The organism is Streptosporangium sp. NPDC023825 (genome assembly GCF_040639575.1).
Taxonomy (GTDB): Bacteria; Actinomycetota; Actinomycetes; order Streptosporangiales; family Streptosporangiaceae; genus Streptosporangium.
Genome location: NZ_JBFAAE010000025.1, coordinates 82,251 through 107,837, shown reverse-complemented (window position 1 = coordinate 107,837; position 25,587 = coordinate 82,251). Strand labels below are relative to the sequence as shown.

Annotated in this window: 21 protein-coding genes; 13 read left to right on the top strand and 8 right to left on the bottom strand. The window is 72.2% G+C overall.

Annotated features, from left to right (window positions below):
- Positions 1–429 precede the first annotated feature (429 nt).
- The 9 genes from AB0G15_RS22555 (at position 430) to AB0G15_RS22515 (ending at position 7,680) form a co-directional block, all read left to right on the top strand.
- The gene (locus AB0G15_RS22555) at positions 430–783 is read left to right on the top strand and encodes a SchA/CurD-like domain-containing protein (RefSeq protein ID WP_362676348.1); all 354 of its coding nucleotides are present in this window, start codon (positions 430–432) and stop codon (positions 781–783) included.
- Positions 780–1,526 (top strand): SDR family oxidoreductase, encoded by a 747-nt coding sequence (locus AB0G15_RS22550; RefSeq protein ID WP_362842878.1) that lies wholly within the window; start codon positions 780–782, stop codon positions 1,524–1,526. Before AB0G15_RS22555 ends, AB0G15_RS22550 begins: the two co-directional genes overlap by 4 nt.
- Complete coding sequence (locus AB0G15_RS22545) at positions 1,523–1,945, top strand: antibiotic biosynthesis monooxygenase family protein (RefSeq protein ID WP_362842875.1); 423 nt, start codon at positions 1,523–1,525, stop codon at positions 1,943–1,945. The genes AB0G15_RS22550 and AB0G15_RS22545 overlap by 4 nt, the downstream gene beginning before the upstream one ends.
- Complete coding sequence (locus tag AB0G15_RS22540; RefSeq protein WP_362842873.1) at positions 1,942–3,108, top strand: FAD-dependent monooxygenase; 1,167 nt, start codon at positions 1,942–1,944, stop codon at positions 3,106–3,108. Before AB0G15_RS22545 ends, AB0G15_RS22540 begins: the two co-directional genes overlap by 4 nt.
- A complete protein-coding gene (locus AB0G15_RS22535) occupies positions 3,105–3,974 on the top strand; it encodes an SAM-dependent methyltransferase (protein ID WP_362842871.1) in 870 nt (289 codons plus the stop codon). The genes AB0G15_RS22540 and AB0G15_RS22535 overlap by 4 nt, the downstream gene beginning before the upstream one ends.
- Before the next feature lie 122 nt (positions 3,975–4,096).
- Positions 4,097–4,342, top strand: a complete 246-nt coding sequence (locus AB0G15_RS22530; RefSeq protein WP_362676339.1) for an acyl carrier protein — start codon at positions 4,097–4,099, stop codon at positions 4,340–4,342.
- 16 nt (positions 4,343–4,358) lie between these two features.
- Entirely contained in the window at positions 4,359–5,195 is an 837-nt protein-coding gene (locus tag AB0G15_RS22525) for a cupin domain-containing protein (RefSeq protein WP_362842869.1), read from the top strand.
- Positions 5,192–6,454 (top strand): beta-ketoacyl-[acyl-carrier-protein] synthase family protein, encoded by a 1,263-nt coding sequence (locus tag AB0G15_RS22520; protein ID WP_362842866.1) that lies wholly within the window; start codon positions 5,192–5,194, stop codon positions 6,452–6,454. Before AB0G15_RS22525 ends, AB0G15_RS22520 begins: the two co-directional genes overlap by 4 nt.
- On the top strand, positions 6,451–7,680 hold the full coding sequence (locus tag AB0G15_RS22515) for a beta-ketoacyl synthase N-terminal-like domain-containing protein (protein ID WP_362842863.1): 1,230 nt from the start codon (positions 6,451–6,453) through the stop codon (positions 7,678–7,680). The genes AB0G15_RS22520 and AB0G15_RS22515 overlap by 4 nt, the downstream gene beginning before the upstream one ends.
- 276 nt (positions 7,681–7,956) lie before the next feature.
- Here AB0G15_RS22515 and AB0G15_RS22510 read toward each other — a convergent pair whose 3' ends face one another.
- Positions 7,957–10,140 (bottom strand): MMPL family transporter, encoded by a 2,184-nt coding sequence (locus AB0G15_RS22510; protein ID WP_362842860.1) that lies wholly within the window; start codon positions 10,138–10,140, stop codon positions 7,957–7,959.
- Between the two features lie 121 nt (positions 10,141–10,261).
- On the opposite strand from AB0G15_RS22510, the gene AB0G15_RS22505 reads away from it, so the two are divergent.
- Positions 10,262–10,948, top strand: a complete 687-nt coding sequence (locus AB0G15_RS22505) for a response regulator transcription factor (RefSeq protein WP_362842856.1) — start codon at positions 10,262–10,264, stop codon at positions 10,946–10,948.
- Positions 10,948–12,117 carry a HAMP domain-containing sensor histidine kinase gene (locus tag AB0G15_RS22500; RefSeq protein WP_362842853.1) on the top strand — a complete coding sequence of 390 codons (1,170 nt, stop codon included), beginning with the start codon at positions 10,948–10,950 and terminating at the stop codon, positions 12,115–12,117. Before AB0G15_RS22505 ends, AB0G15_RS22500 begins: the two co-directional genes overlap by 1 nt.
- On the opposite strand, the gene AB0G15_RS22495 is transcribed toward AB0G15_RS22500, so the two are convergent.
- The 6 genes from AB0G15_RS22495 to AB0G15_RS22470 form a co-directional block, all read right to left on the bottom strand.
- Positions 12,086–12,397, bottom strand: coding sequence for an AzlD domain-containing protein (locus tag AB0G15_RS22495; protein WP_362842850.1), 312 nt, complete (start codon positions 12,395–12,397; stop codon positions 12,086–12,088). The two genes, AB0G15_RS22500 and AB0G15_RS22495, sit on opposite strands and share 32 nt — an antisense overlap.
- Positions 12,394–13,074 (bottom strand): AzlC family ABC transporter permease, encoded by a 681-nt coding sequence (locus AB0G15_RS22490; protein WP_362676323.1) that lies wholly within the window; start codon positions 13,072–13,074, stop codon positions 12,394–12,396. Before AB0G15_RS22490 ends, AB0G15_RS22495 begins: the two co-directional genes overlap by 4 nt.
- Positions 13,075–13,097: 23 nt before the next feature.
- Entirely contained in the window at positions 13,098–13,931 is an 834-nt protein-coding gene (locus AB0G15_RS22485) for an AraC family transcriptional regulator (RefSeq protein ID WP_362842847.1), read from the bottom strand.
- Positions 13,928–15,925: a protein kinase gene (locus AB0G15_RS22480; RefSeq protein WP_362842844.1), complete on the bottom strand. Its 1,998-nt coding sequence runs from the start codon at positions 15,923–15,925 to the stop codon at positions 13,928–13,930. The genes AB0G15_RS22485 and AB0G15_RS22480 overlap by 4 nt, the downstream gene beginning before the upstream one ends.
- A gap of 45 nt (positions 15,926–15,970) precedes the next feature.
- The gene (locus AB0G15_RS22475) at positions 15,971–18,475 is read right to left on the bottom strand and encodes a protein kinase (RefSeq protein ID WP_362842841.1); all 2,505 of its coding nucleotides are present in this window, start codon (positions 18,473–18,475) and stop codon (positions 15,971–15,973) included.
- A gap of 259 nt (positions 18,476–18,734) precedes the next feature.
- Positions 18,735–19,058 carry a helix-turn-helix transcriptional regulator gene (locus AB0G15_RS22470; protein WP_362842838.1) on the bottom strand — a complete coding sequence of 108 codons (324 nt, stop codon included), beginning with the start codon at positions 19,056–19,058 and terminating at the stop codon, positions 18,735–18,737.
- Between the two features lie 170 nt (positions 19,059–19,228).
- Here AB0G15_RS22470 and dnaE point away from each other — a divergent pair, with 170 nt between their 5' ends.
- Positions 19,229–22,750 carry a DNA polymerase III subunit alpha gene (gene dnaE / locus AB0G15_RS22465; protein WP_362842836.1) on the top strand — a complete coding sequence of 1,174 codons (3,522 nt, stop codon included), beginning with the start codon at positions 19,229–19,231 and terminating at the stop codon, positions 22,748–22,750.
- Between the two features lie 83 nt (positions 22,751–22,833).
- On the opposite strand, the gene AB0G15_RS22460 is transcribed toward dnaE, so the two are convergent.
- Complete coding sequence (locus tag AB0G15_RS22460) at positions 22,834–23,901, bottom strand: ferritin-like protein (protein WP_362842834.1); 1,068 nt, start codon at positions 23,899–23,901, stop codon at positions 22,834–22,836.
- A 964-nt stretch (positions 23,902–24,865) separates the two neighbouring features.
- Between AB0G15_RS22460 and AB0G15_RS22455 the strand changes: the two genes are divergently transcribed.
- Positions 24,866–25,576 carry a HAMP domain-containing sensor histidine kinase gene (locus tag AB0G15_RS22455; RefSeq protein WP_362842831.1) on the top strand — a complete coding sequence of 237 codons (711 nt, stop codon included), beginning with the start codon at positions 24,866–24,868 and terminating at the stop codon, positions 25,574–25,576.
- Positions 25,577–25,587 lie beyond the last annotated feature (11 nt).

The following is a 25,587-nucleotide window of genomic DNA, read 5'->3' as shown; positions in this document are numbered from 1 at the left end:
GAGTGGCACGTCGATGGACTTAACAGCCTCCCGTCAGCGCTTACCACCAGCGCTTGTGTCGCCCGACCGTTCTATGGGTTCTCACAGAAGCGGCTCAGAGATTCTTAAGGTCCAACAGGATAAATCATGTTATCTGTGGACGCTTCATGCGCAGGTGAAATATTTGTGAATTGCGATGTCCGCAATTCAATTAATCAGGGTTTCGATCAAGCGTAAGGCGACTGGTTGCTCGGGCGAATGTGATTCTGTTTCGCGCGGGCGGAGGCCGGGGACCGCCGGTGAGGAGCGGCGGGCTCCCGCCCGGGGCGGAGAGGACCCCACCGCCGGGGGAGCGCAGGTTCGGCCACGTGGCGGAAGACAGCCCGGCCCCTCGCGAACAGGCTGGTCCCAGAAGGCGGCGGACGGCCGCCCCCGACCCAAGGAAGCCCGATGCAGCGCTACGCGATCACCTTCCAGATCAGGCCCGGTGCGGAGGCGGCGGTGCGGGAACTGCTGTCGAGTTACGCTCCCCCCGAGTGGGAGACCCCCGACGGAACCCGGCTGCTGAGCACCTCGATCTTCATGAAGGACACCACGGTCATCCGTGTCATCGAGATCGACGGCAACCTGCCGAGCGTGATGGCCCACCTGTCCCGGCAGCCGGGCATCCAGAGGCTGGAACGCGAGCTGGACGCCTACCTCGCGGTCCCGCGCGACATGAGCAGCCCCGAGGGGGCGAGGTCCTTCTTCCTGTCGGCGCTGATGGACCACGTGACCACCCGGGTCGCGGAGCCGGTCCGATGACCGCCCCCGTCTTCCTGATCACCGGGGCGACCGGGCAGCTCGCCGAGGCCGTGATCGAACTGCTCGGCGCCCGGGGGGACCGGCTGCTGCTCACCGGCCGCGACAAGGACCGCCTCGCCCTGCTGGAGCGGCGGCACGGCGTCGCGGGGCGGATCGAGACGCTGGCCGCGGACGTCTCCGACCCCGAGGGCGCCCGGCTGGCCGCCGAGGAGGCGGTCAGGCGCTTCGGCCGGCTCGACGGCCTGGTCCACATGGTCGGAGGCTTCCGGGCCGGGCCGTTGTTCCTGATGGACAGCGGCGTCTACGAGCAGATGCTGCGCGACAACTTCCTGTCGGCCGTCACCGCCACCCAGGCGGTCCTGCCGCACCTGACCGAGGGGGCGCGGCTGGTCTACTTCAGCACCCCGCTCGCGGACGAGCCGCTGCCCGCGCTGTCGGCGTACGCCGCCGCGAAGGCGGCCCTGGTCGCCTGGGTGCGCTCCATCGCGCACGAGGTGAAGCGAAGCGGCATCCACGCCAACACGGTCGTGATGACCATGGCGGACACCCCGGACAAGCGCCGGGAACGCCCGGGGATGAACTTCGACCACACCGTCACCCCGGACCTGGTCGCCAATGTCGTGGCCTTCCTGACCAGCGAGGCCGCGGACGGCCTGTACGGAAGCAGCGTGCCGGTGCTGGGCAGGTTCGAGTTCAAGTCCGAACTCGGCGGACCACCGCCCGGTGGGGGAGGCCCCCGGTGAGGGCCCGGATCGTCTTCCTGGTCAGGGTGCCCGCCGAGCGGCAGGAGGACTTCCTGGCCGCCTACGAGAAGATCCGGTACCGGGTGTCCGGCGGCGTACCCGGGCACCTCAAGGACCAGGTCTGCCAGTCGCTCACCGACCCCGAGCAGTGGCTGATCACCAGCGAGTGGCGCCGGCCTGCCGACTTCCTCGCCTGGGAGGCCACCGAGGAGCACCGCGAGCTCGTCCGGCCGATGCGGGAGTGCATGACCGAGGCCCGCTCCCTGCGCTTCCTGGTCCGGGCGGAGACGGCTGCGGGCGCGCCGGTGGGGGACGAGACCCCGGAGGGCGGGGAGGCGGGCACCCCGCCCGGAGCGGAGCCCTCCGCGGAGCTTTCCGCGCAGCCCTCCGCGGAGGCCGCCGTGCGGGGTCCCGCGTGAGGGTGGTCGTCGTCGGGGGCGGCATCGGCGGGCTGACCGCGGCGCTGGCGCTGCGGGCCGCGGGAGCCGAGGTCAGCGTGCACGAACGCGCTCCCGGGCTGCGCGCGGCACAGGCCGGACACGGGCTGGTGCTCTGGCACAACGCCGTGCTGGCACTGCGCGAGCTCGGGCTGGAGCCCGGGGTCCGCAAGGCCGGGCACGAGTTGCACCGGCACCTGTTCAGGGACGCGCGCGGCCGCCGGATCGCGGAGTGGTCCATGGCGCGCATGGCCGGCCCCCTCGGCGCACCCGTCTACAGCGTCAGCCGCCCCGAGCTGCACGCCCTCCTCGCCGGACAGGTGGGGGACGACCTCGTGACGGGCTCCCGGTTCACCGGCCTCACCGTGACGGGCGACCGCGTCGTGGCCCGGTTCGACGACGGCCGCGAGGAGCGGGCGGACCTGCTCGTCGGCGCGGACGGGCTGCGCTCGGCCGTGCGCGCCGCGCTGCTCCCCGGAGATCCGCCGCCCCGCTACGCCGGGTTCACCGCCTTCCAGGGAGTGATCCGGCTGCCGGGTTCCGGGGTGCCCGCGAACACCTTCCTCAGCACGTGGGGCCGCGGCCGGTGGTTCGTCTGCTACCGGCTCGCCGACGACCACGTCTACTGGGACGGGGTGCTCGGCGACCGGGTCGCCCCGAGGCTCGGGGTGGGCGCCCTCGACATGCTGGCCGCGGAGTTCGCCGGCTGGCCCGACCCGATCCCCGGCCTGATCGCGGCCACCGGGGCGGACGACGTCACCCCGGTGCACATCTTCGACCGGCCCCCGCTGCGGCGCTGGAGCCACGGCCCGGTGACGCTGCTGGGGGACGCGGCACACCCCATGACGTTCAACCTCGGCCAGGGCGCGGGCCAGGCGATCGAGGACGCCCTCGTGCTGGCCGGCGAGCTCACCGGCGGCGACGTGCCGCGGGCACTGGCCGCCTACGAGGCCCGGCGGGTGGACCGCACCACCCGGATGGTCCGGCGGTCACGGGTCAACGGCGAGCTCACCCGCTGGCGGCACCCGGTCGCCTGCGCGGCGCGCGACGCGTTCATGCGCCTGACCTTCGACCGGCTGGTCTACCGCAAGACCTACGAGCTCACCATGGCCATCGACTTCATCGGCGACAGGAGCGAGGAATGACCCGACCCACCGGAGAACCCGGCCTGCCCACCGGCGTGAGCCGCACCGCGGTGGTGATCGCCCAGGCCAGGGAGGCCGAGAGCGCGCGGACCGACCGGCTCTTCGACGACCCGCTGGCGGGTCCGCTCGCCGACGCCGCGGGGCGGATCGCCGGGATCAGCGAGGCGGGCCGCCGCGCCGGGGAGCACTTCGTCCTGCGTACCCGCTTCTTCGACGACCGGTTGCGCGAGGCCGTGTCGGCGGGACCGCGGCAGGTGGTCCTGCTCGCCGCGGGCCTGGACACCCGCGCGTTCCGGCTGGAATGGCCCGAGGGCACCCGCCTGTTCGAGGTCGACCTGCCGGACCTGATCTCCTTCAAGGAGAAGGCGCTGGCCGACCAGGGGGCCCAGCCCGCCTGCGACCGTACGGTCGTCCCCGCCGACCTGCGCGAGGACTGGCCGGCGCCGCTGCTGGCCGCGGGCCTCGACCCGGGCGAGCCGATCGCCTGGCTGATCGAGGGCGTGCTGATGTATCTCACGCCGGGAGACGGCGCGCGCGTCCTCGGCCGGGTCTCCGAGCTGTCGCCCCCCGGCAGCAGGCTCGCCGTCGAGCACGTCAACCGGGCGTACGTCGAGCTGCCGCAGATGCGGCCCGCCATGAGCAGGCTCGCCTCCACCCAGGCCGCCTGGCGGTCGGCCGTGGAGGACCCGCAGGCGTGGCTCGCCGGGTACGGCTGGCGCGCCTCGGTGACCCACCAGGCCGACCTCGCCCGCGAGCTGGGCCGTCCCGTCCCCGCGATGGCGGACCCGCGGGCGGTCGGCGCGGCCCGGATCTGGCTCGTCGACGCCGTGCGCGACGACAGCTTGTACCCGGGAACACCGGCCTGAGCCTCCCGAGACGACCGGCAGGCGCCTCGGAGACATCGCCCTGCGCTTCAGGGGACACCGGCCCGCGCCCCGGAGACACCGACCCGCACTTCCGTGACACCGACCGAGGACAGGAAACGACGATGCCATTCACCGACGAGAACGTGCGCGAACTGCTGCTCGCCGTGGGCCTGGACCCCGCCACCGGGGACGACGCCCTGGAGCGCAGCTTCGACGAGCTGGACCTCGACTCGCTGGCCCGGGTGGAGATCGCCACCCGGATCCAGGACCGGTTCGGGGTGGACGTGGAGGAACAGCTGACGGCCGAGGCCACGCCGTCCCTGATGAGAGAACTCGTGACCGAGCGGCTGGCGGCGGCCGGCGCCTGAGGGGAGAACGCACATCATGATCGGGCACACCGACAACGCGATCGAGATCGACGCGCCCATCGGATTCGTCTGGGACCAGACGAACGACGTCCAGACCTGGCCGGAGCTCTTCTCCGAGTACGCCAAGGTGGAGGTGCTCGCCGAGTCGGACGACTCGGTGACCTTCCGGCTCACCATGCACCCCGACGAGCAGGACCGCGTCTGGTCCTGGGTGTCGGAGCGCACCTGGGACCGCGACACCTGGACGGTCCGGGCGCGCCGGGTCGAGACCGGGCCGTTCGAGTTCATGAACATCACCTGGGTCTACGAGGAGCTCGGTCCCGACCGCACCCGCATGCGCTGGGTGCAGGACTTCCACATGAGGCCCGACGCACCGGTCGACACCCAGGGGATGACCGATCGGATCAACACCAACTCGGCGCTCCAGATGTCGCTGATCAAGGAGAAGGTGGAGCGGCGCCGCCGCCGCGTCGTGGGCTTCCACGACGTGCCGTCCAACACCAAACGCGGCGGCGACCTGCGCACCCTGGTCTCCCCGGCGACCTGCGGCTCCTCGTCGGGCTTCTGCGGGGCCGTGCGGCTGGCGCCGGGGGAGGGGGTCTCCGAGCACTATCACCCCTACTCCGAGGAGTACGTGTTCGTCGCGACCGGCACGCTCAGGGTGGACCTCGACGGCGAGCCGCTCACCGTCGGCGCCGAGCAGGCGCTGCTCGTCCCCCGCCAGGTCAGGCACCGCCTCACCAACGTCGGCGAGGACGAGGTGCTCGTGGTCTTCCAGCTCAGCCCGCTCGCCCCGAGGCCCGAACTCGGGCACGTGGACACCGAGCCCTATCCCGAGAAGGTGGGAACGTGAGACGGGTCGTCGTCACCGGCATCGGGGTGATCGCCCCGGGAGGGGTGGGCCGGGAGGAGTTCTGGAACCGGATCGTGGACGGCAAACCGGCCATCCGCCGGGTCACCGCCTTCGACCCGTCCCCGTTCCGCTCCCAGATCGCGGCCGAGGTCGACTTCGACCCGGCCGCCCACGGGCTCACCCCGCGCGAGACCCGGCGGATGGACCGCTTCACCCAGCTCGCCGTCGCCTGCGCCGACGAGGCACTGGCCGACTCCGGCCTCGACCTCGGCGCGGCCGACCCCGAGCGGGCCGGGATCAGCCTCGGCTCGGCGGTGGGGGCCACCATCACCCTGGAGGAGGAGTACGTGGTCGCCAGCGACCGCGGCAGGGACTGGGAGGTGGACCACCGCCACCTCAAGCCGTTCCTCTACCAGTCGCTGGTGCCCTCCAGCGCGGCGGCCGAGCTCGCGGTCCGGTTCGGCGTGAACGGCCCGGCCGCCGTCGTCTCGACCGGCTGTACCTCCGGCATCGACGCGATCGGCCGGGCCTACCGGCTCATCCAGGACGGCGAGGCGGACATGATGATCACGGGGGCGTCGGACGCGCCGATCTCCCCGATCACCGTGGCGTGCTTCGACGCCATCCGCGCCACCAGCCCGAGCAACGGCGAGCCCGAGACGGCCTCGCGGCCCTTCGACGCCGGGCGCAAGGGCTTCGTCCTCGGCGAGGGCGCGGCGGTGCTGGTGGTGGAGGAGCTGGAGCACGCCCGCAGGCGCGGCGCCCGCGTCTACTGCGAGGTCACCGGCTACGCCGCGCGGGCCAACGGTTTCCACATGACCGGGCTGCGGCCCGACGGGCTCGAACTGGGCGAGGCCATCGGCGACGCGCTCGTCCAGGCCGGGCTCAACCCCGAGGACATCGGCTACATCAGCGCCCACGGGTCGGGGACCAAGCAGAACGACCGGCACGAGACGTCCGCCTACAAGCGGAGCCTCGGCGACCACGCCCGGCGGGTGCCGATCAGCTCGATCAAGTCGGTGATCGGCCACTCGCTCGGCGCGATCGGCTCGATCGAGATGGCCGCCTGCGCCCTGGTGCTGCAGCGGGGCGTGGTCCCGCCCACCGCCAACCTGACCGTTCCCGACCCCGAATGCGACCTGGACTACATCCCCCTGGTCGCACGCGAGGTGACCGCCAGGCACGCGCTCTCCGCCGGCAGCGGCTTCGGCGGCTTCCAGTCCGCGATGATCTTCTCCGAGCCGGGGGCGGGCCGATGAGCGACCGCAGAGCCGTGATCACCGGGATCGGCGTGGTCGCCCCCACGGGGATCGGCGTGGTCGAGCACTGGGAGGGGTCCCTGACCGGGCGGAGCCGGATCGGCCCGGTGACGTCGTTCGACGCCACCGGGGCGCCGATCGGGCTGGCGGGGGAGGTCACCGGCTTCGACGAGCGCGAGTTCGTCGACAGCAAGCTACTGGTGCAGACCGACCGGTGGACCTGGTTCGCCCTCGCCGCCACCGAGCTCGCCCTGGCCGACGCCGCCCTCGATCCCGCGAGGGAGGACCCGTTCGACCTGTCGGTGGTGACCGCCGGGGCCTCCGGGGGGAACGCCTTCGGGCAGCGGGAGATCCAGGCGCTGTGGAGCAAGGGCCCGCGGGCGGTGAGCGCCTACCAGTCCATCGGCTGGTTCTACGCCGCCAGCAGCGGCCAGCTGTCCATCAAGCACCAGCTCAAGGGCGCCTGCGGGGTGCTGGTCGCGGACGCGGCCGGGGCGATCGACGCGCTGGCCGAGGCGGCCCGGCTGATCCGCCGGGGCACCGAGGTCGTCGTGACCGGGGGCACCGAGGCGCCGCTGTCGCCGTACGCGCTGGCCTGCCAGGCCGGTGAGGCGACGGCCGGCCGCGGGAGCGACCCGGCCACGGCCTACCGGCCCTTCGCCCCCGACGCGGGCGGCCACGTCCCCGGCGAGGGAGGCGCGATGCTCATCGTGGAGGACCGGCACAGCGCCTTCGGCCGGGGCGCCCCCACGGTCTACGCCGAGATCGCCGGGACCGCCTCCACCCACGACGCCCACCACGTGGCCGATCCGGCCCCCGGCCACCGCCAGTACGCCAGGGCCATGCGCGAGGCGATCGCCCGCGCCGGGCTCGGCCCCGACGACGTCGGGGTCGTCTTCGCCGACGGCGCCGGTGATCCGGTCAGGGACGCCCAAGAGGTGGCGGCGCTGCGGGAGGTGTTCGGCGGCCGCCGCGTGCCGGTGACGGTGCCCAAGACGATGACCGGCCGCCTGTGTTCCGGCGGCGCGGCCCTCGACGTCGCGTGGGCGGCCCTGTCCCTGACCGGCGGGGTGATCCCGCCGACCGTCGTCACCGCCGGCAGCGCCGTTGTCGAGGGCGTGGACCTGGTCACCGAGGCCAGGGTCGTGAACGGGCTGTCGGCCGCGCTGGTCGTGGCCCGCGGCTCCGGTGGCTTCAACTCCGCGGCGGTGCTGACCGCCGTCTGAGGCGCCGGACAGCGGAAAGACGACACGCGAACGGCCACCGCCTCCCAGAGGCGGTGGCCGTCTCGCCGTCCGGGTCTCCGAGGAGTCGCGGAAGGTTCGCCGTCCGGATCCCGGAGACCGGGGAGGTTCGCCGTCCGGGGCGCAATCCCCGGGGAAACGGGCGCACGTGAACGGCCACCGCCTCTCGGAGGCGGTGGCCGTCTTACCGTTCGGGGGATCCCCCGGCGTTCGCGGGGTCCCGGAGCGGTCCCGGGACCCTGGATCGTTTCCGGGAACCTAGACCGGTTCCGGGACCCGGACCGGTTCGGGGTTCTCCCCCCTCAGCGGCGAGGGCTCCACCCGCAGGAGCCGCGCCGCCCAGACGGGCAGCCACCAGTTCCACCGGCCCATCATCGCGACCACCGCCGGGACCAGGATGCCGCGGATCAGGGTGGCGTCCAGGAAGATGCCCAGGGCGAGGCCGCTGGCGAACACCTTCACGTCCAGCTCGGGGGTCATGGCCAGCGCGGTGAAGGAGATGAACAGGATCAGCGCCGCCGAGGTGACCAGCCGCCCGGTGCGGCCCACGCCCTCGATCACCGCGTGCTCCGTGCTGCCCGACCTGTCGTACTCCTCGCGCATCCTGGCCAGGATGAACACCTCGTAGTCCATGCTCAGGCCGTACAGGAAGGCGAAGATGGTGAGCGGCACGAACTCGCCGATGGAGCCGGTGGGCTGGATGTCCAGCAGTTCCCTGGTCCCCCAGCCGAACTGCCACAGCACCACCATCGCGCCGATCACCGCGCCCAGCGAGAGCAGGTTCAGGACGATCGCCTTCAACGGCAGCAGCAGCGAGCGGAACGCCCGCGCCAGCATGACGAACGTGACCAGCGCGATCAGGCCGAGCATCCAGGGGAACGCGCCGTAGGTGCGCTCCTGGAAGTCCATGCTCTGCGCCGCGTTGCCGCCGACCCGCGCGCCGGCCGGTGCGGCCTCGCGCACCCGGGTGATGGTCGCCTCGCCCTCCTCGGTGCCGTTCTCCGCGGCCGGGAGCACGGTGACGACGGCGGTGCCGTCGCGGCGCCAGGACGGGCCGTCGGGGGCGAGCACGGCCGACACGCCCTCCACGCCCCGCAGCCTCTCGACGGTCCGGGCGGGGTCGCCGGTCACCAGGACGTCGAACGGGGTGATCGAGCCGGCCGGGACGCCCGCCTGGCGCAACGCGGACAGTCCCTCGTGGCCGGGCCCCGAGGTCAGCAGGTTCCTGCTCTCCGGCAGGCCGAGGTTGACGCCCAGGGCGGTCACCGTCAGCGCCACCAGCAGCCCGCCGGTGAGCAGGGCGGCGGGCCAGCGCAGCCGCACCACGCCGCGCGCCCACGCCGACCAGGCCCGGCCGGCCCGCGCCTCGCGCCGGAAGGGAGGCTCGTCCCGGCCGCCGCGGGCGCGCCTGCGGTCGAGCCGCTGCCCGGTGAGGGCGAGCAGCACCGGCAGCACGGTCAGCGTCGTGACCACGCTCACCGCCGCGATGATCATCCCGGCGAGGCCGAGGCTGCGCAGGAACGGCACCGGCAGCACCACCATGGTCACCAGGCCGATCGCGACCGCGACGCCGCTGAACAGCACCGCCCGTCCCGCGCCCGCCATGGCCCGGTGCACGGCCTCGTCGCCGCGGTGCCCGCCCGCCTGCTCCTCCCGCCAGCGGGCCACCAGCAGCAGCGAGTAGTCGACCGCGATGCCCAGGCCCAGCAGGGGCATCGTGGTGAGGGCCACGTCGTGCACGGTCGTCACCAGCGTCAGCGCCAGGATCACGATGAACGACACGAAGATGGACAGGACCGCGATGAGGAGCGGTACGAAGGCCAGCGCCGAGCGGAACACCAGAAGCAGGACGAGCACCGCGGCGATCACCCCGATGCCGATCTTGGCGGGGACGTCCACGCCGCCCGCGTCCACGCTCGGCGCGAGGGTGTCCAGCCCCGTGACGTGGACGCTCGCGCCCGGCGGCAGCGCCGGGGTCATCGCCTCGACGATGACCGGGCTCTCGTTCGGCGTCTCGCCGAGGCCGCCGCCCGGCGGGCTGCCGTCGGAGTAGGTGCCGGGGAAGACCAGCCCGAACGTGGTCCGGCCGTCGGTGCCGACCAGCCGGGGGTCGCCGGTGCTCGCGTACGAGACCACGCGTGCCTGGGGCAGCCTGGCGGAGACGGCGGCGAAGGCGCGGCCGAGGGTCTCCTTCTGCTCGTCGGCGCGCATTCCCTCGGGGAACACGACCACCGGGACGAACGGCCGCTGGTAGCCGCCGTTCCCGTAAATTCTGACAATTTCCTGATTGGCATCGAAAGCGGGCATTCCCGCATGTGAGTATTCCTCGGAGAGCCGCTGAATCGCGATCGGCGTCGCGCCCATGCCCACCAGGAACCCCAGCACGGCCAGCAGGGCGACCAGCCCTTTGCGCCGCAGTACGAAAACCGAGATTCTCTCCATGTCACCCAGTGCAACAAAACGATCTTCGATGCCCGTGTGCCCGCCCTTAGAGCGGCATGTGAATCGCTCTTCACAGAGTTTTCTATGGTCTTTCCAAGATCTTCTGGGTGAGACTTGTCGGGTGAGCCGCATACTGGTCGTAGATGACGAGCCATATCTCGCCGATCTGGTCGCAACCGCCCTTCGCTACGAGGGGTTCGAGACGGCGATCGCCGGAACCGGTGCCGCGGCGGTGTCGCTGGCCGAGACCTTCGATCCCGACCTGATCGTCCTGGACGTGATGTTGCCCGACGTGCTCGGCACGGAGGTCTGCCACCGGATCAGGATGACGGGTTCGGAGGTGCCGGTGGTCTTCCTCACCGCGCTCGACGCCACCGAGGACAAGATCGGCGGGCTGACCGTGGGGGGTGACGACTACGTCACCAAGCCGTTCAGCCTGGAGGAGCTGATCGCCAGGATCCGCGCCGTGCTGCGCCGGACCCAGCGGGCCGGTGCCGAGGCCGGCAGGGTGACCTTCGCCGACCTGGTCATCGAGGAGGACGCCCACGAGGTGTGGCGCAACGGCCGGCGCGTCGACCTCACCCCGACGGAGTTCAAGCTGCTGCGCTTCCTGGTGGCCAACGCGGGCAAGGTCGTCTCCAAGAGGCAGATCCTGGACCACGTGTGGGAGTACGACTTCGGCGGCAACGACGGGGTGGTGCAGACCTACATCAGCTACCTGCGCCGCAAGGTCGACGCCTCGCACCCGCCGCTCATCCACACCGTGCCCAGGGTGGGATACGTCGTGCGCCTGCCCAGGGAGGACTGATGTCGCTGCGGACCCGCCTCGTGCTGACCGTCGTGGGCCTGGTCGCCCTGGCTCTCGGGACGGCGGCGGGGGCGACGTTCGGCGCGCTGCAGGACTGGCGCGGCCACAACAGCGCGCGGCTGCTCGCCCTGACCACCCCCGAGGCGCTGGTGGCCGCCTCCGACGAGCTGACCGAACGCGTCGCCCTGGTGATGATCGGCTCCTCGGTGTTCGCGCTCGTCTGCCTGACCCTGCTCGCCACCCACCTGATCCGCCGGGGGCTGCGCCCGCTGGACCGCATCGTCGAGACCGCGGCGGCCATCGGCGACGGCAACCTGGAACGCCGCATCGAGGCGGCGCCCGCCACCGGGGAGGTGGGCCGCCTGGGCCACGCGCTCAACCAGATGCTCGCCCAGATCGAGGAGGCGTTCCGCGAACGGGAGGCGTCGGAGGACCGGCTGCGCCGTTTCGTCGCCGACGCCTCCCACGAGCTGCGCACCCCGATCGCCTCCATCCGCGGCTACGCCGAGCTGTTCCGGCGCGGCGCGGCCACCCGGCCGGAGGACCTGGCCAAGGCCATGCGCAGGATCGAGGCCGAGGCCACCCGGATGGGCTCCCTGGTCGACGAGATGCTGCTGCTGGCCCGCCTCGACCAGGGCCGTCCCCTGGAGCGATCCCCGGTGGAGCTGACCTCGCTCGCCGCCGACGCGGTGGCCGACACCCTCGCCATCGAGCCGCTCAGGCCGCTGTCGCTGGAGTGCGAGGGACCCGTCGAGGTGCCCGGCGACGCCGCCAGGATCCGCCAGATCGTCGGCAACCTGCTGGCCAACGTGCTCAGCCACACCCCCGAGGGGACCCCGGCGGTCGTCAGGATCCGGGTGGACGACGAGCACGCCGTGGTCGAGGTGGCCGACGAGGGACCCGGTCTCACCGAGGAGCAGGGCGCCCTGGTCTTCGAGCGCTTCCACCGGGCCGCTCATCCCCGCGACGGCAACCGCCAGGGGGGTGCGGGCCTCGGGCTGTCCATCGTCGCCGCTGTCGCCGCCGCGCACGGCGGCGACGCCACGGTGACCTCGCGCCCCGGCGCCGGCGCCACCTTCCGCGTACGGTTCCCGCGCGGCACGGGCGACCCCGGTCCCGGTCCGGGACGTGACGACCTCAGCTCAGGAGATGGCGCAGTACGGCGGTGACGACGGCCGCCGCCGCGAGGACGACCAGGAACGGGGCGCGCAGCAGCAGTGCCACGACGGCGGCGCCCATCCCCGCGGTGCGCGGCCAGTCGAGGTGCAGCGCCTGCCCGTCGCCGAAGGTCTGCACCGCGATCAGCGCCGCCAGCAGGGCCACCGGGACCAGTGTCGCGAAGCGCTGGACCCCGGGGTGGTCGAGGATCCGGCGCGGGGCCGACAGCCCGGCGAGCTTCAGCGCGTAACAGGCGGCGCAGGTGGCGACGACGGCCCACCAGACGGTCACTTGGGCCTCCTCAGGATCACCGCGAGCACGGCCACGGACGCGAGCAGCACGGGCACGCCCGGCGGGGTGAACGGGGTGGCGGCCAGCGCGACCGCCGCGCCGCAGCCCGCGATCAGGCGCAGCGCGCGGGCCTCGGCGCCGCTCCCGGTGAGCCGGGGCCACAGGATGGCCAGGAACGTCGCGGGACCGACCGCGTCCAGGCCGAACACCGCGGGGTCGGCCACCCAGGAGGTGCCCAGCGCGCCGACCAGGGTGGTGGCGTTCCAGGTCAGATAGAGGCTGACGAAGGTGAACAGGAACGCCGTCCTGGCCGACTCCTCGTCCGGCTGGGCCAGGGCGACCGCCGTCGTCTCGTCGATCACCCCCTGGGCCGCCAGCGGCCGGCGCCAGCCCCGGATGTCGAGCACCCCGGCCATGCGGAGGCCGTACAGGCTGTTGCGGGCGCCCAGCAGCATCGCGCCGGCCGTGCCCGCGACCAGGTTGCCGCCGCCCGCGACGACGCCGACCAGGGCGAACTGCGAGGCGCCGGTGAAGGCGAACAGGCTCAGCACGCACGCCTGCGCCACGCTGAGCCCCGCGGTGACGGCCGCGGCGCCGAAGGCCACCCCCGCCAGGCCGACGGCGATCCCCACGCCCAGTCCGTCCCTGATCGCGGAGGAACGAGTGGTTGTTTCCATGGCAGGTGAGCTTAAATCCGGTTTCAAGCCCCGGTCTTGTACGTTCCTGCGCGCTGGTACGCGGCCGGCGGCACGCCCACCGTCCGGGTGAAATGCCTGCTCAGGTGGGCCTGGTCGGTGAACCCCACGTCCCCGGCGACCTGCGCGGGAGGTGTGCCGGCCTGGAGCAGCCGCCGGGCCCGGATGATCCGCAGCGTGTTCAGGTAGGCGTGCGGGGGAAGCCCGGTGGCCGCCTTGAAGGCCCGGATCAGGGTGAAGGGCCTCGCGTCCACCGCCCGCGCCAGGTCCTCGATCGTGGGCGGGTCGACGAGCCGCTCGTGCAGGATCTCCCGGGCACGCCGCACCGCCGGGTCGCCGTCCCGGCGAGGCACGTCCGCGGGGCGGCGGGCGGCGTGCCGGCTGAGCAGGGCGGCGAAGGCCGTGCGGGCCAGCGTCGAGGAGGCGAGGTCGTCGCCTCCCTCCGCGGCGTCGTGCGCGGCCCGCAGCAGCGCGACGGTGGGCCGGTGGTAGGTGACGGTCTCGGGGAAGCAGGGCGTGCCGTGCCCGGCCATCAGCTCGGCGGCGATCCCGGAGACGAACTCGACCGAGGGGTACAGCACCCGGTAGGACCACCCGCCGGGAACGCCCGGGTAGCCGTCGTGCGCCTCCTCGGGGTTGAGCGTGCTGAGGCTGCCCGGTCCCGCGCGGTGGACGGTGCCCCGGTAGGCGAACTCCTCCACCCCCGACAGGACCATCGCGATCGCGTAGCCCTCGTGCGCGTGCGGCGGGAAGCGGTGGGTCACGTATCTGGCCTTGAGGAGGTCCACCCCCGGCAGGGCCGGGGTCCGCCAGAAACGCGCCCTCTCCAGGCCGCTCATGGCCGGAAGGTCCTGGTGAACACGTCGAAGAACGAGCGGTCCCACCTGGACGCCGGGCTCTCCCAGTAGATCGCGTACGGCTTGTCGGCGAGGGTGCGGAAGCCCCGGTCCAGGACGCGGGTGCGGACCCCGTTCTTGAGGTAGGTGAACTCCCAGTCGGCGGCCCGCACCCCCCGGTACACCAGCGCGGTGATGCCGATCCGCCGGTAGCCGGGCCAGACGTTGTCGGCCGTCCCGGCCTTCTCCACCTTCTGCCAGTGCCTGACCGGGTTCTTCTCCGGGTCGTCGGTCGACTCGATCCACAGGAAGGCGCTCGCGCCGGGGGCGCGGAACTCCACCCTGTCACGGCCGGCGAACCGCTTGACCCGCCAGTTTCTCGGCACCGCGACGGAGAAGCCCATCGGGTCGCGGTGCAGCCGCCAGCCCGCGGGGACGGTCCTGGCCGGGCGCGGCGTCACCGTCGGGGTCGGCTCCGGGGCGGAGGTCGTCTCCGGCGCGGTGGGGGTGGGGCCGGTGGCCGGGCCCGTGGCCTCGGCCCGGCCGTCACCGGTGTCCACCGTGGTGTCCATCTCCTTGAGGAACAGCCATCCGCCGACCCCGATCGCCACCGCGAGCGCGGGCACCCCGGCCAGGAGCGCCAGCCGCCCCGCCCTCGCCCGCCGCGCGGGCTCGGCCCCCGTTTCCGTGGGCTGCTCCCGCCCCGGCCGGGAACCGGGAGGCGGGGGCTCGTGACCGTAGGGCTGTTGCCCGGGACGCGTGTACGGGAACTGTTCGTGGCGCGGAGGCTGTTCGGGGTGCGCGTACGGCTCGGGGCGCGCGTACGAAGGCTGTCCGTGGCGCGGAGGCTGTTCGGGGTGCGCGTACGGCTCGGGGGGCGTGTACGGGGACTGTTCGGGCCGCGTGCGCGAGGCCGGGGGGCGGGGCCCCTCGGGCTGCGTGTGCCCGGCCGCGTACGGCGACTGCCCCGGGTGCGTGGGCGCGGCCGGGTGCGGCGGTCGCCCCGGACCGCCCGGGAAGTCCCCGTACTCCCCGTACCCCTGCCGCCACGCGTCCCGCGCCGGGTCCTGACGCGGTGGCGGGTCGGCGCGCGGCGGGTCGGTGTGGAACCCGGGGGCGGCGGGGGAGGCAGGGGCGGCGTATGCCCGCTGCCCGGGATGCGCCGCCCGCCCGGGGGCCGGCCCGGCGGAGGGGGAGGAGGCGCGGCCGAGCAGGGCCTCGACCTGGTCGGGGACCATCCGGGCGGCCGGGTCCCTGGCCATCAGGCCGAGGATCGCCGTCGGCAGCGGCCCGGAATGGGCCATGGGGCTGGGCTCGCCGTGCAGGACGGCCATCATGGTGGCGGCGGCCGTGGCCCGCTCGAACGGAGGCCGGCCCTCCAGCGCCGCGTACAGCGTCGCGCCGAGCGACCACAGGTCCGACTCGGGGGTGGCGGGCAGCCCGTGCAGCCGCTCGGGCGGCAGGAACGCCGGGGTGCCGACCATCGCGCCCGTACGGGTGATGCCGGTCTCCTGCGTCATGGAGGCGATGCCGAAGTCGGTCAGCACCACCCGGCCGTCGTCGGCCAGCAGCACGTTCTCCGGCTTGACGTCGCGGTGCAGCACCCCCGCGGCGTGCGCGGCCCGCAGCGCGCCCAGCACGTGCAGCCCCACCGAGGCGACCCGCTCGGGAGGGAGCGGCCCGCCCGAGCGGACGATCTCCCCCAGCGACCGGGACCGGACCAGCTGCATGACGATCCAGGGACGCCCGTCCTCCTCGACCACGTCGTGCACGATGACCACGGAGGGGTGGTCGAGGCGCCCGGCGGTCCTGGCCTCGCGGATGGTGCGCCGGTTCAGGTCGGTGCGCGCGGCCTCGTCGACCCCTCGGTAGCGGACCTCCTTGACGGCCACCACCCGGTCGAGGAGCTCGTCGTGGGCGCGCCAGACGATGCCCATGCCGCCCTCGCCGATGTGTTCGAGCAGCCGGTAGCGGCCCGCCACCTTTCTCTCCGCCATCCCCGCCCTCCCAAGCTCACCGACCGCGGGCGGTAGGGCTCCCGCTCACTTCTTCGAGGAGAAGGTCGCGGTGAACCCCTCGAAAAGGTGCATGTTCTTCTTCCAGTCCTTGGCCAGGGTATGCCAGTAAATCGCATATCCCCGGCCGCCCTTGGTGACGAACCCCCGGTTGATCACGCGGGCCTTGCCAGAGCTGGTGTTCCAGGTGAACTCCCAGTCGGCGGCCTTCACCATGTACTTGACGTTCGCGATCCGGATCCGGTCGTAGCCGTTGAACCGGCTTCGCACGGACGGTTCGTAGTCGAGCCAGTCCTGCTTGGGGTCGGGGCCCGCCTTGTCGACGTACTCGACCATCACGTAGCTCACCCGGTCGGGCCCGCGGAACCACACCTGCTGCCCCGGCCGCTGACTCACGCCCCACCCCTTGGGCAGGCCGATCGAGAAGCCGTTGCTGTCCTTGTGCATCTTCCAGCCGGAGGGGAGGGGGGACTTCTCCTCCGTCTTGGTGGGGCTCGGGCTGGACGAGGGGGACGCCGAGGGAGACTCCGACGGGGACGCCGAGGAGGACGGCGGCGACGTCTCCGGGTCCGGCGAGCCCTCCGTGGTCGTCTCGGCGGTGCCGCTCGGGGCGTCCGACGCGCGGGACGCGCCCGGATCGCCCGGCCTGGCCTGCGGGGTCTCGTCGCCGTCGCCGCTGCGCAGGCCGAGCCAGCCGGCGATCCCGCCGACGACGAGCAGCGCGGGCAGCAGCACCAGCAGCCCCCGCCTCACCGGGGAGCGGCCCGGCTCTCGCGAGGCGAGCGTGTCGTGGTTCCCGGCGTAGGCGGGCGAGGGCTCCTCCCACGGAGCGGGCTCGGCCCCGGAGGCGGAGACGGGCGCCGCGGCGGGCTCCGGCCTCGGCGCGGGCTCGCGCCCCACGGGCGGGAAGGGGTTGGGGCGCGCGGCGGGCTTCTGCCGCGCGGCTTCCGGCTCCCCGGCCGGCGGGGCGTCCTCGCGGCTCGCCCGGGGCGCGGGCTTCCTCCCGGCGATGGAGCCGGGAGCCGCCGCGCCGGGGGACGCGGAGGGTGCCGTGCCCGGCTTCGCCTCGCGGGCCGGTGCGACGCCGGCGGCGGGCTCGGGCTTCGGATCGGGGGCGGGCCTCGGCTTGGGGGCGAACCTGGGCAGGACGGGGGACGCGGCCGCCGCCCCGGCCCCGGGCTCGGGCTTCGGGGCGGGCTTCGAGTCGGCGGCGGGCCTCGGCTTGGGGGCGAACCTGGCCAGGACCGGCGGTGCGGCCTCGGCGGGGGCCGCCGGGGGGACGGGCGTGCCCTTGCCGGCGGGACGGCCGGCCTTCGAACCCGCTCCCGCCTCGGAACCCGGTGAACCCGCCCCGGCATCCGAGACGGGGGAGCCGGCCGCGGCTTTGGAAGCCTGGCCGCCCTTCGCGCCGGGTGCGTCCTTCGCCGGCCCGGCCTTCTCCGCGGAACCGGCGGCCGCGGAACCGGCCGCCACGGGGGCGGACTCCTGCCGTGCGTTCGCGGCGGGCGCCTTCGCGGCGGCCTTCCGCTGCTCCTCGCGGCGCGCGGGCGGGGGCGGGGCGTCCTTCTTCGCACCCGGGCGGGCGGCGTCCAGCTTCGCGCCCGTCTCGGGGACGGCGCCGGGCCGGGGACCGATGCCGGGGTCGGTCTCGTCCCCCGGGTTCACGGCCGGCATGACGGCGGTCCTGGCGGGCCGGTCCCGGTCGCCCTCGCCCTCGGCCACCCTGCGCAGCAGCCGCTCGGCCTCCTTGTAGGGCATGCGCAGCGCGGGATCCTTGCGGAGCAGCCCCTCGAGGACCGGAGCCAGCGGCCCGGCGTGGAGCGGGGGCTCGGGTTCGTCGTTCAGGATGGCGTGCATGGTCGGCAACGCCCCGCCCCGGTCGTGCGGCGGCTTGCCCTCGACGGCGGCGTACAGGGTCGCGCCGAGCGACCACAGGTCGGACTCGCGCTGCGCGCTGCCGCCCTTGATGCGTTCCGGCGGGATGAACGCGGGAGTGCCCGCGATGCCGGTCATGGTCAGCGCGGTCTCGGCCTCGAGAGTCGCGATGCCGAAGTCGGTCAGCACCACCCGGCCGTCGTCGGCCAGCAGCACGTTCTCCGGCTTGACGTCGCGGTGCAGCACTCCCTGGGCGTGGGCGGCGCGCAGCGCCTCCAGCAGCTTGAGGCCGATCTCCGCGACCCGCTGCGGCGGCAGCGGCCCGTCCTGGCGCAACACCTTGCCGAGGGAGCGCGACTCCACCAGCTGCATGACGATCCAGGGACGCCCGTCCTCCTCGACGACGTCGTGGACGACCACCACGTTCGGGTGCGTCAGGCGCCCGGCGGCACGCGCCTCGCGCTTGGTGCGCCGGTTGAAGTCCTCCTGGTTGTCCTCGCCGAGCATGTCGGCGTAGCGGACCTCCTTGATCGCGACCTCGCGGTCGAGGAGCTCGTCATGGGCCCGCCACACGATGCCCATGCCACCCCGGCCGATGGCTTCGAGCAGCTGGTAGCGGGAGGCGACACGGCGCCCCTCGGGCTGTGCTTCGGCCATCAACCGGCTTACCTCCTTCTGAACCCCCGAATACTCTCATAGCCCGGTAAAGTGATCGACTCACCCGCCGCAGAAAAGTCCACATCCTGAGATCTGATGTCCAGTACGTGGCGGATGCCGGGAAAATGATCGAGGGTTGGCCGCGTGACCTGCCACTTTACGTTCAACGGGCCGGGTCGGGAGGGCTGATCGTGACAGTGTCGAACCAGCGACCGGTCCGAGCCGGAACGGGCCACCGGGAGCATCGGGATCATCTGGGTCACAGGGTGCCCGGCAGGAGGTCGAGCCGGCGCCGGGCGGTGGCGGCGAGGCGGGTCAGCCGGGCGGTCTCCTCGGCCAGGACCGTGCGGCCCTCTCCCCCGAGGCCGTAGTAGCGCCGGTGGCGGCCGCCGACGACCTCCTCCTTGACGACGCCGATCAGGCCCTCTCCCGACAGGCGCTCCAGGGCGCCGTAGAGGGTGCCCGCACCGAGCCGCACGCGGTCCTCCGACAGCTCGCGCACCGTCTTGATCACGCCGTATCCGTGCAGCGGGCCTTCGGACAGGGCCAGCAGGATCAGGTAGCTCTGCTCGCGTAGCGCCATGATCGACATATATCGTTACCCGTACTATGGGTCAAGGGTAGGCCTCGCGCCGGGAGTGTCCGGGGTGCCGCCGGGGGAGAGGCGACCCGGAGCGCATGAGTCACTTTCGAAACTCAGATTTGGATACGCTTTCCCCGCCGACGGTGCGACTAGGGGGAGGACGGGGCCGCATGTCAGACTCGTTTGTGCATCTGCACGTTCACACGGAATACTCCATGCTGGATGGAGCCGCCCGTTTGAAGCAGATGTTCAAACAGGTCGGTGACCTGGGCATGCCGGCCATCGCGATCACCGACCACGGCAACATGCACGGCGCCTACGACTTCTACAAGCAGGCGACCGGTGCCGGGATCAAGCCGATCATCGGCATCGAGGCCTACGTCGCACCCGCCTCCCGGCACCAGAAGAAGCCGGTGCTGTGGGGCGAGCCGCACCAGAGGCGCGACGACGTCTCGGCGGGTGGCTACTACACCCACATGACCATCTGGGCGAAGAACGCCACGGGCCTGGGCAACCTGATGAAGCTCTCCTCGCGCGCCTACACCGAGGGCTTCGTCCGCAAGTGGGCCCGGATGGACGCCGAGATCCTCGCCGAGCACTCCGAGGGCCTGATGGCCACCACCGGCTGCCCGTCGGGCGAGGTGCAGACCCGCCTGCGCCTGGGCCAGTACGACGAGGCGGTCGCGGCGGCGGCCAGGTTCCAGGACCTGTTCGGCAAGGACAACTACTACCTGGAGATCATGGACCACGGGCTCGACATCGAGCGCCGGGTCCGCGACGGCCTGACCCGCATCTCGCGTGAGCTGGACATCCCGCCGCTGGTCACCAACGACTCCCACTACACCTACGAGTCGGACGCGACCTCGCACGACGCGCTCCTGTGCATCCAGACCGGCAAGCAGCTGTCCGACCCCGACCGCTTCCGCTTCGACGGCAGCGGTTACTACATCAAGAACGCCGACGAGATGCGGGCCGTCGACTCCTCGGACCTGTGGGCCGAGGGCTGCCGCAACACGCTGCTGGTCGCCGAGAAGGTCGACCCGACCGGCATGTTCGGCTTCAAGAACCTGATGCCCACCTTCCCGATCCCCGAGGGGGACACCGAGGAGAGCTGGTTCCGCAAGGAGATCTGGCGGGGCATGGAGCGGCGCTTCCCCGAGGGCGTCGACGAGGAGCACCGCGCCCAGATCGAGTTCGAGATGAACGTCATCCTGCAGATGGGGTTCCCCTCCTACTTCCTCGTGGTCGCCGACTTCATCATGTGGGCCAAGAACAACGGCATCCGGGTCGGACCGGGCCGTGGTTCGGCGGCGGGCTCGCTGGCCGCGTACGCGCTCGGCATCACCGACCTCGACCCGCTGCCGCACGGCCTGATCTTCGAGCGGTTCCTCAACCCCGACCGCGTCTCCATGCCCGACGTCGACATCGACTTCGACGAGCGCCGGCGCGGCGACGTGATCCGCTACGTGACCGAGAAGTACGGCGCCGACAAGGTCGCGATGATCGCCACCTTCGGCACCATCAAGGCGAAGGCGGCCATCAAGGACGCGGCCCGCGTCCTCGGGCACCCGTACGCGCTGGGCGACAAGGTCTCCAAGGCGTTCCCGCCCGCGGTGATGGGCAAGGACATCCCGCTGTCGGGCATCTTCGACAAGGACCACCCGCGCTACAACGAGGCGGGCGAGCTGCGCAGGCTGTACGAGGAGGACGTCGACGTCAAGTCGGCCATCGACCTCGGCAGGGGCCTGGAGGGCCTGATCCGGCAGACCGGTGTGCACGCCGCCGGCGTGATCATGTCCTCGGAGGTGCTGACCGACTACATCCCGATCATGCGCCGCGACTCCGACGGTGTGATCATCACGCAGTTCGACTACCCGACCTGCGAGACGCTCGGCCTGCTCAAGATGGACTTCCTGGGCCTGCGCAACCTCACGATCATCGACGACTGCCTGAAGGCCATCGAGGTCAACACCGGCACCATGATCGATCTGCTCGACCTGCCCCTCGACGACGTCAAGACCTACGAGCTGCTGTCCCGGGGCGACACGCTCGGCGTGTTCCAGGTCGACGGCGGCGGCATGCGCTCGCTGCTGCGGCTGATGCGTCCCGACAACTTCGAGGACATCTCGGCGGCGCTCGCGCTGTACCGGCCGGGTCCGATGGGCGCCAACTCCCACACCAACTACGCGATGCGCAAGAACGGCCAGCAGGAGATCACCCCGATCCACCCCGAGCTGGAGGAACCGCTCAGGGAGATCCTCGACACGACCTACGGCCTGATCGTCTACCAGGAGCAGGTCATGGCCATCGCGCAGAAGGTCGCCGGGTTCTCGCTCGGCAAGGCCGACCTGCTGCGCCGCGCGATGGGCAAGAAGAAGAAGTCGGAGCTGGACAAGCAGTACGAGTTCTTCGAGCAGGGCATGAAGGACAACGGCTACTCGGCCGCCGCGATCAAGGCCCTGTGGGACATCCTGCTGCCCTTCTCCGACTACGCCTTCAACAAGGCGCACACCGCCGCCTACGGCCTGGTCTGCTACTGGACCGGCTATCTCAAGGCCAACTACCCGGCCGAGTACATGGCCGCCCTGCTGACCTCGGTCAAGGACGACAAGGACAAGTCGGCCCTCTACCTCAACGAGTGCCGCCGCATGGGCATCAAGGTGCTCCCGCCGGACGTCAACGACTCCGACTTCGACTTCACCCCGCGCGGCACCGACGTCCGGTTCGGCCTGTCGGCGATCCGCAACGTCGGCGGCAACGTGGTCGACGGGATCATCGCCGCGCGCCGGGAGAAGAGCCGCTTCGCCGACTTCAAGGACTTCCTGCGCAAGGTTCCCATGGTGGTCTGCAACAAGCGGGTCATCGAGTCGCTGGTCAAGGCCGGTGCCTTCGACTCCTTCGGGCACGTGCGCAAGGGCCTGGTGATGATCCACGAGCAGGCCGTCGACAGCATCATCGGGATCAAGAAGAACGAGGCCCAGGGCCAGGACTCCCTGTTCGGCGCCGTCGAGGGCGCCGAGGACGAGACCTTCGACGTGCAGATCCCGCTGGGGGAGTGGGACAAGAACACCCTGCTGCAGTTCGAGCGGGAGATGCTCGGCCTGTACGTCTCCGACCACCCGCTCTTCGGCGTGGAGCACATCCTCGCCTCCGGCGCCGACTGCTCGATCGCCTCGCTGCAGGACGAGCACCGTACCGACGGCCAGGTCGTCACCGTCGGCGGCATCCTGAGCGGCCTGCAGCGCAAGGTCACCAAGAAGGGCGACACCTGGGTCCTGACCCAGCTGGAGGACCTGGAGGGCGCGATCGAGGTGATGATCTTCCCGTCGGCGTACCAGCTCTGCGCGACGGTGCTCGCCGAGGACGCGATCGTGTTCGTCAAGGGGCGCCTGGACAAGCGCGAGGACGTCGGGAAGATCATCGCGATGGAGGTGACGGCTCCCGACCTGACCCGCGAGGCCGGTGGCCCGCTGGCCGTCAGCCTCGCCCTGGCCCGCTGCACCCCGCCGGTGGTCGGCCGCCTCAAGGAGGTGCTGACCGCGCACCCCGGCACCACCGAGGTGCACCTGCAGGTCCACAACGGTCCGAAGACCACGATCGTGCGCCTCGACGACCGCCTGCGGGTGTCGCCGTCCCCGGCCCTGATGGGCGACCTGAAGCAGCTTCTCGGCCCCGCCTGCCTCGGGGCCTGAGAGCCGGCGGGTCCGCGCCCTCACGCGGAAGGCGGGCGGCCGGCGGCCGGCGGCCGCGCGGGCAGCCGGTCGCCGGCGCTTCGTCAACGTGACTCGGGTGGCACGTACTCGAAGGTCGGCCCGGCCGTGGCGCCGTCCTCGTCGGGCATCTGCATCAGGGCCTGGGCCTGGGCCTTGAGCGCGTACATGGCGTGCGTCGCGTCCACGAGCAGCTTCGGGTTGCCGTTGAACGCATGGTGCAGCAGGTGCAGGAGGTCGCAGTAGGTGTGGTCGAACTCCTCCTGCGCCGTGCGGATCGCGCTGCCCGGGGCGTGGTCGGCCAGTCGCGGGTTGTGCCGCATCGGCCGTACTCCGGCCCAGTCCACGGAGATCGTCTCGCCGGTGGGCCCGGACCGCGAGGTGTCGCCGCGCAGGTAACGCCGCCCGATCTTGAGCTCCTGGAACCGGTAGTAGTGCCCGACCTCGTCCCGCTCGGGGTGGAAGACGTCCTGATCACCGTCCCAGACCTCGCCGTGGGAGGCGCCCTCGCCCTGCTCGACGATCTCCTGCAGGGCCGCCAGCGCGGAGTCCAGGCCGTCGACGGCGACCAGCCGCCCGGCGGTGTGCCGGAAGTGGCCGGCGCTCACCTGGCGGGCCGGATCGCCGCCGAAGACCGCCCGCTCGCCGAGCCGGTCGCACAGGTGACGCAGTCCTTGTTCGATGGCGGCGTAGAACTGCCCGATCGTCTCGTAGTCGTCGCCCTCCGCCGCGGCGCCGGGCGGTGCGGGCCGTTCGAGACGCAGGAACATCTCCAGCGCCTCGGCACCGAAGGGAAGCAGCGACAACACCAGGGACCGGTCGCCGTGCGGCAGGGGCCGGGGGTGCGGCGGCAGCATCTCCGGAGTGTCCAGCCGCGGCCGGCCACCGACGGCGTTGAGTAGGTTGGCGGCCAGCACGAGGTGCAGCATCTCCTCGGCGAAGACGCTGCCCACCACCTCGACGGCTTCCGGGTTGCGCTCCGGGTCGAGCGAGTACAGCGCGCACAGGTACGGCGGCAAGGTCGCGTGTTCCAGCTCGATCGCCCACTGCAGATGCTCACGAAGGCTGTCGAGCGTGTCGATCCGTGCCGACGAGGCGGCAGCGGCGGGCTTTTGCGATGGTGCGTTTCTCATTGACGTCATACCTCGGTGTGTCGGAAGGGATGGATCGCGCCGCCCCGGAAGGGGCCCAGAGGGGGCTCGGGCGCGTCACGCAACGTGATCGCCGGGCCGGAGGCCGCCCTCCAGCGCCTTGATCGCCTAGGGCACGCCCCGTGGGAGGAGCCGGGCGGTCCGGCCGGCGACGTCATCGAACTCGGCGATCAACGCCGACGCGGTCACGGCGGAACTCCGTGAAGGCCCCCGCGGTGTCCGCCGGGGCACTGGCTCGCCCTCGGTCTCCAGCTAGGACAGGACGGCCCCCCGGCCTGTGACAGATCCCGCGGAAAATCTTCAGCGCCCGTGCCCGTGCCCGTGCCGCCCGTGCCGCTCACACCGCCTGCGCCGGCGTGTGGCCGGTCCAGCCCCTGCCGAAGGCGTCGCTCACCGATGACGGACAGCGGGCGCGCTCTGCCGTGGCTCCCCCTGCCCGAGGGCGCGGCGTGGACGACGGCTCCCCCTGCCCGAGGGCACGGTGTGGAGACGAACGTCCGGGGCCGGCCGGGGCCGATCACCGTCTGACGGTGCCGCACGCCACCACGATTGTTCGCGCCCCTGTCACAGGACGATGACCTGCCCTGTCATAGCTGACGACCGGACGGCGACGTATGTCCGGCGACGAAGGTCCGCCATGAACATCTGTGGTCCGCAGACCGGCGTGATCGGGTCAGGGCCGTGACGTGACGACGCTCGCCGTGCGGGATCCCCGGTGGTGGGCGCCGCACCGAACATCGCCGTCAAGGGTGTGCCGTACCTCCCCCGCGACGACCAAGGGTGTGCCGCATCTGTCCCGTGACGACCCTCGGACGATATCCCCCACGAAATCGCATGAAAGGAAGTCTGTGTCTTGACAGCACACTCAGGGCCCCGTTTCGACCGTGGGGCTTCCCTCCAGGCTGGTGAAGGCCAGATTGCGCAGACGATCCGGATCTCCTCCGACATGGTGCGCGAGCTCCAGCGCGAACTGCAGAAAAAGCAGCGTTTCGCGTCCGACGCCTCGCACGAGCTCCGCACGGCGGTCGCGGGGCTGCGCATGGAGCTGGAGGAGGCCCGCCTGCATCCCGATGAGACCGACTTCTGCGACCTGCTCGCCAACGCGCTGAGGAACGTCGAGCGGCTGAACGCGATCATCACCGACATGCGCATCCTCGCCGAGATGGAGGCCGGCCCGCCCAACGAGCCGCAGCGGGTCGACCTCGCCGAACTCGTCGAGGACGAGATCGGCCGCAGGGCCGACTGCATCGCGGTCCGGCACCGGCTGGAAACCGGGGTGACCGTTGTGGCCATCCCGATCCGGATCAGCCGGGTGCTCACCAACCTGCTGGACAACGCCCAGCGGCACGCCCGGCAAATGATCGAGGTCCGGGTGAGCCGCGACGGCGACATCGCCGAGCTGACGGTCACCGACGACGGCGAAGGGGTCGCGGAATCCGAACGGGAACGCATCTTCCAGCGCTTCACCCGCCTGCAAGCCGCGCGCCGGCTCGACCACACCGGCACCGGACTGGGGCTGGCCATCGCCCGTGACATCGCCCAGGCCCACATCGGCAGCCTGCACGTCCGGGATGCCGAGACCGGTGGCGCGTGCTTCGTGCTGAGACTGCCCCTGGCAGGTTCGGTGGCCCCGGTGGGCACACCGCTGGATCCATGAGCTCGCCGAGC